The following is a 15324-nucleotide window of genomic DNA, read 5'->3' on the forward strand; positions in this document are numbered from 1 at the left end:
GTCAGACCCTGGCATGCGCGAGGCTCGCCACCATGTTGACGCCGACCTTGCGGGTGTAGCACCACCAGGTCAGGGCGAAGCAGGATGCGTAGAACAGGCCGAAGGCGAGGAAGGCGGCGGCGGGGCTGCCCGAGGCGGCGAACGACATCCCGAACGCCCGGTTGATGAGGAACCCGCCGAGCGCGCCGACCGCCGAGATGATGCCGATGGCGGCGCTGGCCTGGCGCTTGCCGTGCAGCAGGGCCTCCTCGCCGGGTCCGCGCTCGGCCACGGCCTTGGCCTGGAAGATCGCCGGGATCATCCGGTACGTGGAGCCGTTGCCGATGCCGGAGGTGACGAACAGCAGCTGGAAGGCGAGGAAGAACAGCCAGAACGAGCCGCCCGCGCCGGCCAGCCACACCAGCAGCACGCCGCCGCCCATCGCGGCGAAGTTCCACAAGGTGACCGGGGCGCCGCCGAGCCTGTCGGCGAGCCAGCCGCCGACCGGCCTGACCAGCGAGCCGAGCAGCGGGCCGACGAAGGCGACCGCCGCGTACGGCGCGTCGGGGAAGAGGCTCTGGCTGAGCAGCGGGAAGGCCGTCGAGTAGCCGATGAACGAGCCGAACGTGCCGATGTAGAGGAACGACATCACCCAGGTCTGCGCCTTGCCCGCCACCGCGAGCTGCTCACGCGGGTTCGCCTTGGCGCTGGTGAGGTTGTCCATGAAGAAGTACGCGCAGATCGAGGCCGCCACGATGAACGGCACCCAGAACCATCCGGCGGCGGCCAGCCCCAGCGAGCCGATGACCAGCGGCATGACGAGCTGCACCGAGCTGACGCCGATGTTGCCGCCCGCCGCGTTCAGCCCGAGCGCGATGCCCTGCTTGCTGCGCGGATAGAAGTAGGTGATGTTGGCCATGCTGGAGGCGAAGTTCCCGCCGCCGAACCCGGCCAGCGCCGCGATCACCAGGAACAGCCAGTACGGCGTCCCCGGGTTGTTGACCGCCACGCCCAGCAGCACCGCCGGGATGAGCAGCAGCAGCGCGCTCGCCACGGTGAAGTTGCGCCCGCCGAACCTGGCGGGACCGAACGTGTAGGGCACCCGCAGCACGGAGCCGATCAAGTTGGGCAGCGCGACCAGCCAGAAAAGCTGGTCGGTGGAGAACTCGTACGACCCGAGCTTGGTCGCCACGATGCTCCACAACGTCCATACGGTGAAGCCGAGATGCTCGGCCGCGATCGAGAAGATCAGGTTACGCCGGGCCACCCGCCGGCCAGTGCTCTCCCAGAAGGCTGGGTCATCGGGGTGCCACTCGGCGATCCAGCGCGCCATCGACCTCTCCTACGCTCGGCGTCCGGGGATGCCCAAGGTAGGAAGGGCTCATTACGCACGATGACCCTGCGTGGCTGTGCGTTCGTTACGTGTGATTCACCTCGGTAACAAGCACCGCACAACCGTCACCCTCGAAACATGGCGTTAATGATCGGTTATCGGCCCCCTGCTGGGGTAACAGCTCTCAGACAAGGGGGAATCATGATCAAACAGCTGCACAAGATGGGCGTGAAGTCCGGCCACATGTACACGTGCGGCCTGGCGTCGATCGCGCTGGCTTTCGCCAGCTGGGCGGTATCGACGAAGGCCGAGAAGGCCGGGCTCGACCGGGCCGACAGGTGGGGGATCTTCGTAGGCGAGTGGGCGCCGACGTTCTTCGCGATCGGCGTCGCGCTGCGGATAGAGGAGACCCACCGCGAGCTCGAGGAGCCCGAGATGGGCATGTTCGATCAGTCCGAGAGCACGCGGAGCAGGACGCACGCCGGCGTCTGATCCGCATTTGTGTCACGCAGGTCACGTCACTGTGCGTGACCTGCGTGGCCGCGTTCACGGCGGGATCACGGTCGGGCGGCCGCCTCGCCGGCCAGGCGGAGCAGCGGCTCGTCGGTCAGCCGGTAGCGGTACCACTCGCTCTGGTTGACCGCGCCCAGCTTCTCGTAGAAGGCGATGGACGGCTCGTTCCAGTCGAGGACCGCCCACTCCAGGCGGGCGTAGCCGCGCTCGGCGCAGATCCTGGCCAGCTCGCGCATCAGCGCCTTGCCGTGGCCGCCGCCCCGGTACTGCGGGCGGACGTACAGGTCCTCCATGTAGATGCCGTGCACGCCGCGCCAGGTGGAGTAGGTCAGGAACCACAGCGTGAACCCCACCACCTCGCCGTCCTGCTCGGCGATGTGCGCGAAGGCCGCGGGGTGGTCGCAGAAGAGGGTGTCGCGGAGCTGCTCCTCGGTCACGCGCACCTCGTGTGCGGCCTTCTCGTACTCGGCGAGCTCGCGGATCATGCTGACGATCTCGGGCACGTCAGCGGGTGTGGCGGGACGAATCATGGCAGTTAGGGTACGTGCCGCGCTCCCCCGCCTCGCGCGCTCCCCTGGCCCCGGCGTGCGCTGAGGGTCCTGGCATCCGGGACACTGGTGCCTGGTCACGTTCGAGAAAGGCAGACACCCATGGAACAGCGCGTGTTGGGACGTACCGGACGCCAGGTCGGTGTGGTCGGCCTCGGAGCCTGGCAGCTCGGCGCCGACTGGGGCCAGGTGACGGAGTCCGACGCGATCGCCACGCTCGAAGCGGCGGTGGACGCGGGCGTCACCTTCATCGACACCGCCGACGTCTACGGCGACGGCCGCAGCGAGCAGATCGTCGGCCGCTTCGCCAAGGAGCACCCGGGCCTGACGGTGGCCACCAAGATGGGCCGCCGGGTGGAGCAGATCCCCGAGAACTACGTGATGGAGAACTTCCGCGCCTGGAACGAGCGCTCCCGCAAGAACCTCGGCGTGGACACCATCGACCTGGTGCAGCTCCACTGCCCGCCGACGCCGGTCTACTCGACGGACGCGGTGTTCGACGCGCTGGACACGCTGGTGGCGGAGAAGAAGATCGCCGCGTACGGCGTGAGCGTGGAGACCTGCGAGGAGGCGCTGACCGCGATCGCCAGGCCCGGCGTGGCGACCGTGCAGATCATCCTGAACGCCTTCCGCCTCAAGCCGCTCGAACAGGTCCTGCCCGCCGCCCGCGCCGCCGGGGTCGGCATCATCGCCCGCGTGCCGCTGGCCAGCGGCCTGCTGTCGGGCAAGTACGACGAGAACACCACGTTCGCGCCCGACGACCACCGCACGTTCAACCGGCATGGGGAGGCGTTCGACGTCGGTGAGACGTTCTCGGGCGTGGACTTCGCCACCGGCCTTGAGGCGGTGCGCCGCCTGGCGCCGCTGGTGCCGCCGGGGGCGACGATGGCGCAGTTCGCGCTGCGCTGGATCCTCGACCAGGAGGGGGTCTCGGTGGTGATCCCGGGCGCCCGCAACCCCGAGCAGGCCAGGGCCAACGCCGCCGCCGACGCCCTGCCCCCGCTCGACGAGGCGGCGCTCGCGACGGTCCGCGACGTCTACGACGAGCTCATCCGCCCGCAGGTCCACCACCGTTGGTAGCGCGCGCTGGGAAGGCTCTGGTCCGGCGCGCCGGGCGAGGGCGCCTGCCGGCGACCCGCGTCCCACCCGGAGCGGCCGAGGTGCCGTCAAGCGGCGGCAGGTCTGGTGGCCTCGCCGGTCACCGCCACCCATCTCGCCGTCCGGGCGGGACTTCCCGCCGGGTAGCAGGCCCCGGCCGGGTCTCCTTCCACCATCGTCCCGCGGCCGCGCCCCGGCAAGGGCCCTAGAGCAGTTTTTCCACGTTGTACGGGCGGTCCGGGGCGTCCGGGGCGTCGGGGGCGTCGGGGGCGCTGACGGGGCGGCGGCTCGGGCGCCCACCACGAGCGCATCCATGTCCTGGATCTGGCCGCCGGCAGGCTGCGCCGCCGCTGATCACACGGCGTGTGAAGAACCTGCGAAAAGGCGGTGGCCCCCCGGTCTACCCATACCGGGGGGCCTGAGTGATGCCGCCATATTCGGCGCCGGAGTCTTTCAAGAGAACGGATCAGTCGTTATGACGTGCGCTCTACCATTGAGCCACCGGGGCAGGAAAGAGCCCCGAACCGGAGTCGAACCGGCATCTCACCATCACAGCCCGTCCTCGGTCACTTCGGCGTCCGGCGGCGAATGCTGAATCTGGAGCGAGAATCTGAGTCTCAGGCGGTTGCCTCTACCATTTGGGCCACCTGGGGCATGTGCCCCCGGGGAGGACTCGAACCCCCAACTCACCGCCGTTCAGCTTCAGCCCTCAGCCTCAGCTTGCGCTCCTGGCGCACCCTCGCCCGAAGGCGAGGGGGTCTAGGGGAGGGTTCACCTGAACAGGTAGGCGAACACCTTGTCTCCGATCTTACGGTCGACGACCTCCGTGCCGTTCGCCTCCTCGCGCGCGTACTTCACCGCGTCCTGCAGCTTCTGTACGCGGGCCAGCAGCTCGTTCACCCGCCGCTGCGGCATCGCGCCGGAGAAGGCGATCTTCGTCCAGTAGCCCACGACGACGTCCTCGTTGTAGACCTGCACCTGCGCCGGGTGCTTGTCGGTCGCCTCGGCGAGCACGTGGTTGCGCGGCACCTTCTTCGTCCTGGTGGTCTTGACGGGTTCGGTGCGCCAGGTGTCGGTGGCCTCGTCGCGCGTCCAGGTCTCGGCCGGGTCGAGGGTGGGCAGCTTGGAGACGAACGCGTAGACCTCGCTGAGCTGCTTCTCCAGGAAGAGCAGGTACGTCACCGGCACGTCCTCGAGCAGCACCTCGCCGTCGACCACCACGTCGGCCTTGGCCTCGCAGTTGGCCCAGTCCTTGGTGGCGGTCACGTCGAAGAGCCGGGTGAGCGCCGTACCGACGTCCTTGAGCACTTCCTCGGCCTGCACCTGCACGCGCGTCGACTCGGGCGGCAGCTGCTCGCCTTCATCGTCGATCGGCTGGTACGTGCGAGAGAGACCGGACAGCAGGGGCGCCTTCTGGATCCGGTTGTAGGCGTCCGTCACCTTGCGCTGGACGTCCGACTTCACACCCTTCTCGACGGCGAGGATCTGATTGAGCTTGGTCACGGATCACACCCTAGAGGTGCAGCGAGTCGCCCTCATTCGATTTTTCGCCATATGAGGGACACAACGGGACCCCGAGACATGGGCGCGGGGCCCCTCCGGGGGCGGGAGGGGCCCCGACGTCTGCGACGTTTGGCGCTCCAGGCGGCCCCCACTGGAGCGATGCCAGGTTAGTAGCTCGATGTCCGTTTTGTATAGATATGCGGACACTTTCCTTATGATCCATGTCGTTGACTTCCTGTAGTCAATCGATTACTACTCGTTGGGTAACTGATGGCATCAGGAAGGACACGTTCCGTGCGCAAGACTCTTACCACCCTCGCCGTCGCGTGCTGCGCCCTCGGCGCGGCCGCCGCTCCCGCCCAGGCCATGGCGCCCGCCGGTAACGCGCCGTCCTGCGTGGTCGTCTGGCAGACCACCGGCACCATCACCAAGACCGGCTACGCCCGCAACGACTGCAGCAGAACCCTGCGCCTGAAGATCGTGTGGGCCCACGGCACCGACGGCAGCTGCCACACGGTCCGTCCCGGCGGCACCATCTGGTCGAAGGTGCCCCGCGGCGTCCGCAACTTCGACGGCGCCAGCACCTGCTGAGCCCGCTCCGCGCCGCGACCGCCCATGCCTGGGCGGTCGCGGCGCCCTGCCGCACAGCCCTGCGGCGCCGCCCTTGACAGCCCTGCGCGCCGCCGTGGCCCCTGCGGCCGTCCCGCGCGCGGCCCCTGCACGAATCCTGCAACCGTTTGCACCGCGTTTCCAGCACGAACAGCCGCCTGACCCCTAGATCACCGCAACGGGTCGGCATATGCTCCGGGCCACCCCGAGCGTGACAGGGAGAGTTGCCGTGCTGAGCCGCCGTGCCGCCATGCGTGCCCTGGCGATGTCCGCCGCCGTTCCGATTCTCACCCCCGAGCCGCCCTCGCCCGCGAGTCCTCCGCCGGCGCGTCGACCGCGCACCCGGGAGCACCCTGGGCCCGTGCCAACCGCATCGCCGCCCGCGTCCGCCCGCCGGTCTTCCCGCACCGCCGCTTCGACATCACCCGTTTCGGCGCGCGCGGCGACGGCACGACCGACTGCACCGCCGCCATCCGCGCCGCGATCAGGGCCTGCCACGAGGCGGGCGGCGGCCATGTGGACGTGCCGGAAGGCCGCTACCTCACCGGCCCCATCCACCTGCTCGACCGGGTGGACCTGCACGTCAAGGAGGGTGCGACGCTGCTGTTCAGCACCGACCCGGGGGCGTACCTGCCGCTGGTGCTGACCCGGTTCGAGGGCGTCGAGCTGTTCAACTACTCGCCGCTCATCTACGCCTACGGCCGCAGCGACATCGCGGTGACCGGCTCAGGCACGCTGGACGGTCGGGCCGGCAACGACCACTGGTGGCCGTGGAAGGGGCAGCGCGACCACGGCTGGGACCCGGGCGAACCCGAGCAGTCAGCAGCGCGCGCCGCGCTGTTCGCCCAAGCCGAGGGGGGTGTGCCGGTGGCCCGGCGCCGCTACGGTGAGGGCGGCTATCTGCGGCCGTCCTTCATCGAGCCGTACCGGTGCCGCAACGTGCTCATCGAGGGCGTCACCATCGTCAACTCGCCCATGTGGGAGATCCACCCGACGCTGTCGGAGAACGTCCTCGTCCAGAACGTCACCGTCGTCTCTCACGGCCCCAACAACGACGGCTGCAACCCCGAGTCGAGCCGCATGGTGGTGATCCGCGGCTGCACGTTCGACACGGGCGACGACTGCATCGCGATCAAGTCGGGCCGCAACGCCGACGGCCGCCGGGTCAACGTGCCGAGCGAGCACATCCTGGTCGAGAAGTGCACCATGCGCGACGGGCACGGCGGCATGACGATCGGCAGCGAGATGTCCGGCGGCGTGCGCGAGGTGTTCATCAGGGACTGCGCGATGTCCAGCCCCAACCTCGACATCGCGCTGCGGTTCAAGACGAACTCCGTGCGCGGCGGCTTCATCGAGGGCTTCCACGCCAGGGACCTGGAGATCGGCCAGGTCGGCGGCTCGGTGATCGACGTGAACTTCTTCTACGAGGAGGGGCCCGGGCACGGGTTCAACCCGTCCGTACGCGGGATCGACGTCAGGGACGTCACCGTGGGGACCGCCGAACGCGCGCTCAACCTGCGCGGCTACCCGGACGCGCCCATCCGCGACGTCACGCTCACCGACGTGGACTTCGGCACCACCGCCACCCCGAACGTCATCGAGAACGTCGAGAACCTCGTGCTCAAGAACGTCATCGCCAACGGCGAGCCCATGACGGTCTGACACCGGGGATGCATCCGTACAATCCGGGAGGTCCGTGTCCGCTCGACGAGAGGGATCTCCCGGTATGGCCGTCATCCACCGCACGACGATGAAGCCGACCAAGCTGGAGCTGCTCACGCCCTGGCTGCCCACCCGGCCGTGGTACCGCGGCGGCCCGGCTCGGCCCGAGCTGGTCAGGGCGGGCGGTTTCCGGCTCGACGACCCCGAGGGAGAGGTCGGCATCGAGTTCATGGTGCTCAACGATGTGTCGGGCGGTGCGGCGACGACGTACCTGGTGCCGCTGACGTATCGGGGAGCCGCGCTGGACGGCGCCGAGCACGCGCTGCTCGGTACCGCCGAGCACGGGGTGCTGGGACGGCGCTGGATCTACGACGGCTGCCACGACCCCGTCCTGATCACCCAGCTCACCGCGTTCGTGGCGGGACGCGTCCAGGCCCAGGCCCAGAACGTCAGCGACACCCCCGACCCCACGGTCACCCGCGCCTACACCGCCCCCGCGGCGCAGGGGACGGCGGCGCGCGGCACCGCCGACAGTGCCGATGACGCCGATGACGCCGAGGGCACAACGCTGCCCGGCCCGCCCGGCACGACCCTGCGCCTGCACCGGGTCCTTCAGGTCGCCGCGCCGCTCCCGAAGGACGCGATCGGGCACGTCTCCGGCGTCTGGGACGACCCGGACGGCACCCAGGTGCGCGGCATCTTCGTCACCGTCCACCCGCACACCTGAGCCGCCGGGACTCACGGCCTCAAGCGAGAAGCGCGGCCTGAAGACGGCGGGAGTGGGGGCGGGAGCGCTCGGGGCGGCAGGCTAACGCTGCCGCCTTTCCCGCTTCTCCTGATAGTCCTGCTTGTCCTGCTTCTGCTGCTTGAGGCGGGCGGCTTCCTTGCGGGCCTCGGCGTAGACGGAGCGCTCGCGTTCCAGCCACTCCGGCTGCTCCGCCTTGATCTGCTCGATCTCGGCGGTGGTGAGCGGCTCGGTGATGCCGGCCCTGGCCAGGCCCGAGATGGAGACGCCGAGCTTGGCGGCCACGACCTGCTTGGGGTGCGGGCCGTTGCGGCGCAGCTCGGTGAGCCAGGCGGGCGGCTCTTTCTGCATCGCGTTGAGCTCGTCCCTGGAGACGACGCCCGCGCGGAACTCGGCAGGGGTCGCCGAGAAGAGCACGCCCAGCTTCTTGGCCGCCGTCTCGGGCTTCATCGTCTGGATGCTCTTCGGTTTGGACGAGGTCATGTCGCCAAGCGTAGCCAGTCGGGGCGGGTTCGCTGACATCGGTACGCTGTGGCGGTGACCGATGGTGAGACGTTCCGGCTGGCGTACGCGCCCGGCGTGACCCCCGCGAAGTGGGCCAGGGTGTGGACCGAGCGGCAGCCCGACGTGCCGATCACCCTGGTCATGGCGCCCACCCCCGAGGTGCTGTCGCTGTTGCGCGAGGGCGGGGCCGACGCCGGGTTCGTCCGGCTGCCGATCGACCGCGACGGGCTCAACGTCATCCCCCTCTACATCGAGACGACGGTGGTCGTGGTGCCCAAGGACCATGTGGTGACCGCCGCCGACGAGGTGACGCTGGCCGACCTGGCCGACGAGGAGATCTTCCACCCGCTCGACGACGCCCTGGAGTGGACGGAACGCCCCGGCCTGCCCGCCTTCACCCGCCCGGACACCACGGCCGAGACCATCCCGCTGGTGGCCTCCGGCGCGGGGCTCGTGCTCGTCCCCCAGTCACTGGCCCGGCTCTACCACCGCAAGGACCTCACGTACCGGCCGGTGACGGACGCGCCGCAGTCGCAGATCGGGCTCGCCTGGCTCGCCGACGCCACCACGGACCTGATGGAAGATTTCATCGGCATCGTCCGCGGCCGGACCGTCAACAGCCACCGCGGCCGCACCCCCGCCGCCACCGCACCGGCGGAGAAGCCCCGCACATCCAGAAAGCCCGCGCAGAAGAGCACCGCCCGCCGCACCTCTCCCCCACGCAACCGCCGGGGCCGGCGCCGCTAACTCCCGCCGTACGGGACGGCGACGATCTGATGGGGGTCCTCGTAGATCACCCTGCCCGGATCGTCCCTCTGACCCGCACGCACTCCACCCCGTGCCTGGCGAGGATCGCGAGATAACCGGGCACCCGCTCGAGTGAGTGCGTGGCCTCCCGCTTGAACCAGGCCATGGCCTGCAGGTTCAGCTCGCAATCGTAGACGCGGGGATCGACGTCATTCGGGTCGATCAGGTGCGCGTGGAACCACGCGTGGGTCTCCTGCCGCCATCTAGACCGGCCTGCCGTGTTCGAGATAGGCGGTTTCGCCGCGCTCGTACGCGGTGACGGCGGCCTTGAGCCGGAGGGCGAGCCGCTCGATCAGCAGCTCGTCCAGCTCCTCGACGGGGTGGAACGCGTACGCGCTCAGCTCGCCGTCCGCGAACGTGATCCGCCCGAGCAGCTCGTCGCTCAGCACCCCGCCGTCGAACACGAACAGCACCTTGTCGCCGTCCCTGGAGTCCGGCGCCCAGTCGGCCACGAGAAGGCGCCCAATGGCCGGCTGGATGCCCAGCTCCTCCCGTACCTCACGGACGCACGCCTCGTGCGGGGTCTCCCCCGGCTCGACGTACCCGCCCGGTATGTCCAGAGAGGACTTGTACGTAGGCGTGACCAGCAGCAACCGGCCGACGTCGTCGAAGAACAGCGCTCCAGCGGCAGCGTGAGCCTGGGCCCTCTGATCATCCACAACACGACCTTACGGCCCGAGGCGGCCCGCCTCCCGGAGGTGAGACTTGGCGTCGCGCCCTGTCGCGGGCACCATGGTCGCCATGCCGAAGCTGATCGACCCGGACCCCGCGTTGCTGCCGTCCTTCCGGGACGCGATGGCGGAGTTCCGCGCCGACCGCGACTTTCCCGTGCCGTGGTTCGTCGAGGACGTCGATCCGCAGGCCCTGACGAGCCCGGCGGCCTTCCAGGCGTACGTCACGCGGGTGCTCAACGAGCGCTCCCAGGAGGGGGTGCGGCCGGGCTTCGTACCGATGACCACCCTCTGGTGGGCCGAGGGCGACCGGTTCCTCGGCCGCCTGGCCATCCGCCACCGCCTGACCCCCGCCCTGGAGGAGCAGGGCGGGCACATCGGCTACGACGTCCGCCCCAGCGCCCGCCGCCAGGGCCACGCGACGGCCATGCTGGCCGCCGCGCTGCCGATCGCCCGCTCGCTGGGCATCGACCGGGCCCTGATCATGTGCGACCTGACCAACGTCGCCTCACGCCGGGTCATCGAGGCCAACGGCGGGCGGCTCATCGGCATCACCGAACGCAAGCGCCGCTACTGGGTCCCGACCACGAGCCCGTGAGGCTCAGAACGGCCAGTCGGCGCTCTTCCCGGCCTCCAGCAGCGGGATCAGCCTGAACGCGACGTCGGAGAAGCCGCCGAACTCGTGCCGGTCAGCCCGCCCTGTCGCCATCGCGGCGGTCTTGTAGCCGAGCACGTTGAAGCCGTACATCGGGACGTCGCCCGGCGCCGAGTCCATGACGCCGTCGCTCGCAAACCCGATCATGGCCTGCATGTCCGACAGGATGACGACGCGATCATGCCCCCGGTACGTCGCCCGCACCGCATCGGCGATGCGCGTTCCATGACCGACCTCGCCGATCCGCTCGCAGAACGCCTGCACCTCCTCCAGTACCGAGCCGCCCGGCCGGACCCGGTGCTTGAAGACGCCGTCGGCGAAGCCGTACAGGTCCACCTGGTCGCCCCGGGCGGCGAGGACGGCGCCGAACAGCGCCGCCGTCTGCACCGGCAAGACCGTAGAACGCGCCGATATCCGAAGCCACGTCATGGACCCGGACGTGTCGACGAGGACGAGCGTCCTGCCAGGGAACGACGGCATGCACGAGGTCGCGAGGGCGAGCGCCCGCTCCAGCGCAGGCCGCCACCGGGACGACGCCGCCACGTAAGCGGAGTAGAACCGGAGCGGGAGCTGCCGCGAACTGGCCACCTCGTCCGGGTCCGCGAGCTTGGCCATGACCTTCTCGGCCGCGGCGTCGCCGACGCCCGCCTGGTCGAAGTTGCGCAGGTTCCGCAGCAGGGCCATGTACCCCATGCTCGGGATGACGGCCTCCCACGCCGCGGCGTCCATGGGCCCCTGGAGCCATCCGGCGAGCGCCTCCCAGGTCATGCCCGCCCCGGCGAGCCTCGCCGCCACCTCTTCGGGATCGTCGCCGGTGAGCACGGCGCGCCGCTCGGCGACCGGCAGCGCCATCAGGTGCGCGCGCCGGCGCAGCACCGACAGCCGCTCGGGGATGCCGTTACGGCGTCTGTGGCGCCGGTCGAGCGCGTACTTGAAGAGGTCGCCCTGCCACGGCTTGTCCGGGTGCGGGGACGGGTGGACGAGGTCGATGACGTCGCCGAAGCGGTAGCCCTTGGAGGCGGTGTCGTACTTGAGCAAGCTCCGCTCGTTGTAGAGACGACGGATGGCGTCGGCGATGCCGCGCTTGACCGGTTTCGGGATGGATCGTCCGTACCTGGACGTCCAGTAGGCGAGCGCCTCGCCCGGCTCGTCGGCGCGCTGGAGCACGCCGTCGACGAGCTGCCGGTTCAGTCCGTGCAGCCCCGCGTCGAGCCGCGCCCTGACCGCTTCGAGCGCGGCGACGACCGGAGCGGAACGCATGTTCGCCTCGGTACGCAGCCACGGCAGGAACCTGGCCAGCCACTCGCCGTCCTCGACCGCCACCTGGTGAACGAGCCTCCGGAACCGCCGGTCGCGCTTCCTGGGCCGTTCGTACATGGTGGGCTCGCCGACCATGTGAGTGACCGCGAGGAGGAAGAGCTCGCTCTTGGCGTCGCGTACGTAGCCGGGAGCGCCCTCGTACGTGCGCACGGACGGCGTCCGCTCCGTGACGACCGGAGACGTCGCGGCCGTGCGCGCGGCGTGGTTGAACTTCGCCATGAGACGACGGATCCTCCTCGGACTTAGACCGGGAGGGATCCGTTCAGGAGAACGTGCCCGAGATCCAAGCGGCGAAGGGCTATAAGCCAGGATCCGCCGGCCGAGCCGACGAGACCCGGGTCAGGGAACCGGATTTCTCCGGCACCTTAACGAAGCATTCCTCGCCTTCGCACCGGGCACGTTCTCCGGCATCTTATCCCTCCCGAGAAACTGACGGCGGCGGCTTCATACAGCGAAACCGCATCGATCGTCGCACCGGGAAGGTGCTGTTCAATTGGGGGACGCAAAGACGGAAAGCTGCCGCTGAAGCGGTTTGAAGGTATCTTCGAAGCGCTTTCCGCCTTATGCCACCGTCAGATTAGCGAACGCCCTTCACGAGCGCTTCTCATTTTCGCCGGTGCCTCGCGCCGCGACGCCGGCAGCGCCACCGGTGGTCGCGGCACTGGCGGGAGCAACGCGGAACGTACCGGACGACATGAGTTCCGGACCGGGCGGCGGTACCGGGTTCGAAGCAGCGGCCTAACGCAATGAGACAAGGGCAGGACCCATGTCAACGATCTCGCAAGGCGAGCAGCTCTGAGACCGTGACGAATCGGTATCCGTCCTCACGAAGGCCGGTGATCAGGCCCTTGATGGCTTCGCGAGTGTTCCGCCCGCCGGCGTACCAGGGGTGGAGCAAGATGATCGATCCTGGCTTCGTCTCCTTGCGCACAGCCGTGACGATCTCGGTGGCGGTCGGAGTCTTACCCGAATCCGGCTCCACATCCCACATCACCGTGCGCCTCTGGTTGCCGGCCAGATACAGCGGTAGCACCAGCAATTTCTTGCCGGTCGGCGGGCGGAACAGAATCTCGCCGCGCTGCCCGGCCCTCCGGATGGCCGCATCGGTGCGTTCGATTTCACTCGCCACCGTGGCGGGGGAAACGAAGACCATTCGCCGATGGTTGTAGGTGTGATTGGCGAGCTGGTGGCCTGCGGCGACCAGCGCCCGCGCGTCCTGCGGCCGGGCCTCGACCTGAGAGCCGACGACGAAGAACGTCGCGCGAACGCGCTGCTCGGCGAGGACGTCGATGATCTCGGGGGTGTGCTCGTCAGGGCCGTCGTCGAAGGTCAGGGCGACGACCTTCTCACCGGTCGCCACGCGGTCGGTCAGGTCTCCCGCAAGTTGGAAGGTCCGGGCGTTCATCAGCTCGTACAGGCCCATCGACCCGAGGAGGAGGATGGCGAGAAGGGCCGTGAGAAGCTTGAGCCACCTTCTCCGGACGGTCGTTCGGGCTGCGTTCATGGACGATCATGGAACCAGAAGGCAGGGGAAGTCCGGTAACCGCCCGCTTTCTCCCCTCCGGGGGCATCTCACGCCTGGCGGACCACTCCGCCACAGCCGTCACCGAGACGGTCCACCCCGGCACCGGATCCGGCCCATGATCACGCATGGAGCCGCGAGATGCGATGAACGCGAAGATCACCGGCGACGCCGGAGCCTGATGGCACGCTCATGGCACGAAGCCCCGTTTCCTTAAGTGGAGACGGGGCTGATGTCGCAGGTGGGCGGTACTGGGTTCGAACCAGTGACCCCTCGCTTGTAAGGCGAGTGCTCTACCGCTGAGCTAACCGCCCCTGATCGGCACTACACCTTACGACACCAACGGGCCCGATCGCACATCCACCACCCACCCGGGTCCCAGCTCGGGGCGGCCGGCGGCGCGCCAGCCGAGGAGGGCGGCGCCGAGCATGCCCGCGTCGACGCCGAGCGCGGCGGGTACGAGCGGGGGCGCCTCGCGGAAGGCCAGGCGCTTGACCAGGCGCGTGCGTACGGGATCGAACAGGGCGGGACCGGCCTCGGCGAGACCGCCGCCCAGGATGATGAGGGACGGGTCCAGCAGCAGCGTGTACGTGGCCAGCGCCAGCGACAGCGCTTCCACGGCCTCGTCCCAGACCTCGATGGCGATGGGGTCGTCGGAGGAGACCACCTGCTCGGCCTTGACGCCCTCGACGCCGGCCCGCTGGCTGTAGCGGCGTCCGACGGAGGCCGCCGACGCGTACGTCTCCAGGCAGCCGAACTGCCCGCACGCGCACTGCTCGCCGTCGGGGAAGACGGGGGTGTGGCCGATCTCGCCCGCCCAGCCGGCGGCGCCGCCGTACGCCTCGCCGCGGATGATCGAGGCGCCGGCGATGCCCGTGCCGATGGGAAGGAAGAGGAAGTCCGACACGCCGCGGCCCGCGCCGAGGATGCTCTCCGCCAGGCCCCCGGTGCGGACGTCGTGCCCGAGCATGACCGGGATGTCCAGGGTGGTGAAGTCCGTGGCGGGGACGTCGCGCCACCCGAGGTTCGTCGCGTACACGGCGGTGTCCTCGGTCACCAGCCCGGGTACCGCCAGCCCGACGCCGGCGGGGATGCCGTCGCCCGAGGCGGCCAGGTGGCTGATGAAGTCGGAGATCGCGGCCACGACCGCCTCCGGTCCCTCGCTCCGAGGGGTGGGGCGCCGCTCGCTCAGCAGCACCGCGCCGGACTCGCTGACCAGGCCGCCCTTCATGGACGTGCCACCGACGTCAAGCGCGACGACGAACGAACTCATTGCGGACACGGAAGGAGACGATAGCGCAGCTCAGCAAATGTCTGGAAAGGGTGTCCGGCCCCAGAGACAAGATCGGCGAGATCGGCAGGTGAACGGGGATGCCGATCAGCACTTCGCCGGCCTGCCCTGCCTCCTCGGCTCAACCGCACGTACGTGCCCACGAGGTCCCAAAGCATCACAGAGCCCCGCAAACCGCTGTGAGGAGCGAGGGAGCCGAACGGGCGCCCCGGGGACCGTACAGGGCCCTTCAGGCCCGCCCGAGGACGCGGTTGAGCGCGGCCTCCACCTCAGCCGACAGCCCGGGCGGCGCGGCGACGGCGGCCGGGTCGATCGGGCCCGCGGACGAGCGGGCCATCCACACGGCCCCGCAGCCCCTGCACTCGACCTCGCCCAGCCGGCAGAACAGCGCCGTGGACCCGCACGTCGCGCAGGAGTCGAGGTCGAGGTCGTGCAGCCGCTGACAGTCCGGGCAGATGAGCACCTGGGAATCGTTGCGCACCCCGCGCTGCCACGGGCTCACTCCGCGCACCGGGTCCGTCTGCCGGGCCCCGCACCGGAAGCAGGGCATCGTATCCTCCGAAG

16 protein-coding genes and 1 tRNA gene are annotated in these 15324 nt (G+C 69.6%); 7 read left to right on the forward strand and 10 right to left on the reverse strand.

The window, feature by feature from the left end; all coding sequences use genetic code 11:
- Window position 1 precedes the first annotated feature (1 nt).
- Window positions 2-1312, reverse strand: a complete 1311-nt coding sequence (locus ACFMQL_RS03795) for an MFS transporter (RefSeq protein WP_364066842.1) — start codon at window positions 1310-1312, stop codon at window positions 2-4.
- A gap of 201 nt (window positions 1313-1513) precedes the next feature.
- On the opposite strand from ACFMQL_RS03795, the gene ACFMQL_RS03800 reads away from it, so the two are divergent.
- Entirely contained in the window at window positions 1514-1804 is a 291-nt protein-coding gene (locus ACFMQL_RS03800) for a hypothetical protein (RefSeq protein ID WP_364066844.1), read from the forward strand.
- Between the two features lie 65 nt (window positions 1805-1869).
- On the opposite strand, the gene ACFMQL_RS03805 is transcribed toward ACFMQL_RS03800, so the two are convergent.
- On the reverse strand, window positions 1870-2355 hold the full coding sequence (locus ACFMQL_RS03805; protein WP_364066846.1) for a GNAT family N-acetyltransferase: 486 nt from the start codon (window positions 2353-2355) through the stop codon (window positions 1870-1872).
- 120 nt (window positions 2356-2475) lie between these two features.
- On the opposite strand from ACFMQL_RS03805, the gene ACFMQL_RS03810 reads away from it, so the two are divergent.
- Window positions 2476-3453: an aldo/keto reductase gene (locus ACFMQL_RS03810; RefSeq protein ID WP_364066848.1), complete on the forward strand. Its 978-nt coding sequence runs from the start codon at window positions 2476-2478 to the stop codon at window positions 3451-3453.
- A 789-nt stretch (window positions 3454-4242) separates the two neighbouring features.
- Here ACFMQL_RS03810 and ACFMQL_RS03815 read toward each other — a convergent pair.
- A complete protein-coding gene (locus tag ACFMQL_RS03815; RefSeq protein WP_364066850.1) occupies window positions 4243-4974 on the reverse strand; it encodes a hypothetical protein in 732 nt (243 codons plus the stop codon).
- A gap of 294 nt (window positions 4975-5268) precedes the next feature.
- Here ACFMQL_RS03815 and ACFMQL_RS03820 point away from each other — a divergent pair, with 294 nt between their 5' ends.
- The 3 genes from ACFMQL_RS03820 to ACFMQL_RS03830 all read left to right on the forward strand — a co-directional run bounded on the left by ACFMQL_RS03820 (window position 5269) and on the right by ACFMQL_RS03830 (window position 7972).
- Window positions 5269-5565 carry a hypothetical protein gene (locus tag ACFMQL_RS03820; protein ID WP_364066852.1) on the forward strand — a complete coding sequence of 99 codons (297 nt, stop codon included), beginning with the start codon at window positions 5269-5271 and terminating at the stop codon, window positions 5563-5565.
- Between the two features lie 438 nt (window positions 5566-6003).
- Entirely contained in the window at window positions 6004-7245 is a 1242-nt protein-coding gene (locus ACFMQL_RS03825; protein ID WP_378790131.1) for a glycoside hydrolase family 28 protein, read from the forward strand.
- A gap of 64 nt (window positions 7246-7309) precedes the next feature.
- On the forward strand, window positions 7310-7972 hold the full coding sequence (locus ACFMQL_RS03830) for a 1,4-alpha-glucan branching protein (RefSeq protein ID WP_378784588.1): 663 nt from the start codon (window positions 7310-7312) through the stop codon (window positions 7970-7972).
- Window positions 7973-8053: 81 nt separating this feature from the next.
- Here the strand turns inward: ACFMQL_RS03830 and ACFMQL_RS03835 are convergent, their stop codons facing one another.
- Window positions 8054-8473: a DUF5997 family protein gene (locus ACFMQL_RS03835; RefSeq protein WP_364066858.1), complete on the reverse strand. Its 420-nt coding sequence runs from the start codon at window positions 8471-8473 to the stop codon at window positions 8054-8056.
- Between the two features lie 54 nt (window positions 8474-8527).
- Between ACFMQL_RS03835 and ACFMQL_RS03840 the strand changes: the two genes are divergently transcribed.
- Window positions 8528-9241, forward strand: a complete 714-nt coding sequence (locus tag ACFMQL_RS03840; protein ID WP_364066860.1) for a LysR substrate-binding domain-containing protein — start codon at window positions 8528-8530, stop codon at window positions 9239-9241.
- Window positions 9242-9504: 263 nt separating this feature from the next.
- On the opposite strand, the gene ACFMQL_RS03845 is transcribed toward ACFMQL_RS03840, so the two are convergent.
- A complete protein-coding gene (locus tag ACFMQL_RS03845; RefSeq protein ID WP_364066862.1) occupies window positions 9505-9960 on the reverse strand; it encodes an NUDIX hydrolase in 456 nt (151 codons plus the stop codon).
- A gap of 82 nt (window positions 9961-10042) precedes the next feature.
- Between ACFMQL_RS03845 and ACFMQL_RS03850 the strand changes: the two genes are divergently transcribed.
- On the forward strand, window positions 10043-10570 hold the full coding sequence (locus ACFMQL_RS03850) for a GNAT family N-acetyltransferase (RefSeq protein WP_378784590.1): 528 nt from the start codon (window positions 10043-10045) through the stop codon (window positions 10568-10570).
- 3 nt (window positions 10571-10573) lie between these two features.
- Here the strand turns inward: ACFMQL_RS03850 and ACFMQL_RS03855 are convergent, their stop codons facing one another.
- The 5 genes from ACFMQL_RS03855 to ACFMQL_RS03875 all read right to left on the reverse strand — a co-directional run bounded on the left by ACFMQL_RS03855 (window position 10574) and on the right by ACFMQL_RS03875 (window position 15271).
- A complete protein-coding gene (locus ACFMQL_RS03855; protein WP_378784592.1) occupies window positions 10574-12166 on the reverse strand; it encodes a TROVE domain-containing protein in 1593 nt (530 codons plus the stop codon).
- 550 nt (window positions 12167-12716) lie between these two features.
- Window positions 12717-13370: a polysaccharide deacetylase family protein gene (locus tag ACFMQL_RS03860; RefSeq protein WP_378784594.1), complete on the reverse strand. Its 654-nt coding sequence runs from the start codon at window positions 13368-13370 to the stop codon at window positions 12717-12719.
- A gap of 341 nt (window positions 13371-13711) precedes the next feature.
- Window positions 13712-13783: transfer RNA gene (locus tag ACFMQL_RS03865), tRNA-Val, on the reverse strand.
- Between the two features lie 17 nt (window positions 13784-13800).
- Entirely contained in the window at window positions 13801-14742 is a 942-nt protein-coding gene (locus tag ACFMQL_RS03870; protein ID WP_364066870.1) for an ROK family protein, read from the reverse strand.
- A 247-nt stretch (window positions 14743-14989) separates the two neighbouring features.
- Window positions 14990-15271 carry a hypothetical protein gene (locus tag ACFMQL_RS03875; RefSeq protein WP_378784596.1) on the reverse strand — a complete coding sequence of 94 codons (282 nt, stop codon included), beginning with the start codon at window positions 15269-15271 and terminating at the stop codon, window positions 14990-14992.
- Window positions 15272-15324: the final 53 nt, after the last annotated feature.

Origin of the sequence: Nonomuraea fastidiosa, from assembly GCF_042751225.1 — a bacterium.
GTDB lineage: Bacteria > Actinomycetota > Actinomycetes > Streptosporangiales > Streptosporangiaceae > Nonomuraea > Nonomuraea fastidiosa.

Bases quoted from the DNA above. Each gene is read 5' to 3' on its own strand.
- ACFMQL_RS03855 (WP_378784592.1), bottom strand. From the start codon at position 12,166: ATGGCGAAGTTCAACCACGCCGCGCGCACGGCCGCGACGTCTCCGGTC.
- ACFMQL_RS03800 (WP_364066844.1), top strand. From the start codon at position 1,514: ATGATCAAACAGCTGCACAAGATGGGCGTGAAGTCCGGCCACATGTAC.
- ACFMQL_RS03805 (WP_364066846.1), bottom strand. From the start codon at position 2,355: ATGATTCGTCCCGCCACACCCGCTGACGTGCCCGAGATCGTCAGCATG.
- ACFMQL_RS03810 (WP_364066848.1), top strand. From the start codon at position 2,476: ATGGAACAGCGCGTGTTGGGACGTACCGGACGCCAGGTCGGTGTGGTC.
- ACFMQL_RS03830 (WP_378784588.1), top strand. From the start codon at position 7,310: ATGGCCGTCATCCACCGCACGACGATGAAGCCGACCAAGCTGGAGCTG.
- ACFMQL_RS03870 (WP_364066870.1), bottom strand. From the start codon at position 14,742: ATGAGTTCGTTCGTCGTCGCGCTTGACGTCGGTGGCACGTCCATGAAG.
- ACFMQL_RS03860 (WP_378784594.1), bottom strand. From the start codon at position 13,370: ATGGGCCTGTACGAGCTGATGAACGCCCGGACCTTCCAACTTGCGGGA.
- ACFMQL_RS03850 (WP_378784590.1), top strand. From the start codon at position 10,043: ATGCCGAAGCTGATCGACCCGGACCCCGCGTTGCTGCCGTCCTTCCGG.
- ACFMQL_RS03835 (WP_364066858.1), bottom strand. From the start codon at position 8,473: ATGACCTCGTCCAAACCGAAGAGCATCCAGACGATGAAGCCCGAGACG.
- ACFMQL_RS03795 (WP_364066842.1), bottom strand. From the start codon at position 1,312: ATGGCGCGCTGGATCGCCGAGTGGCACCCCGATGACCCAGCCTTCTGG.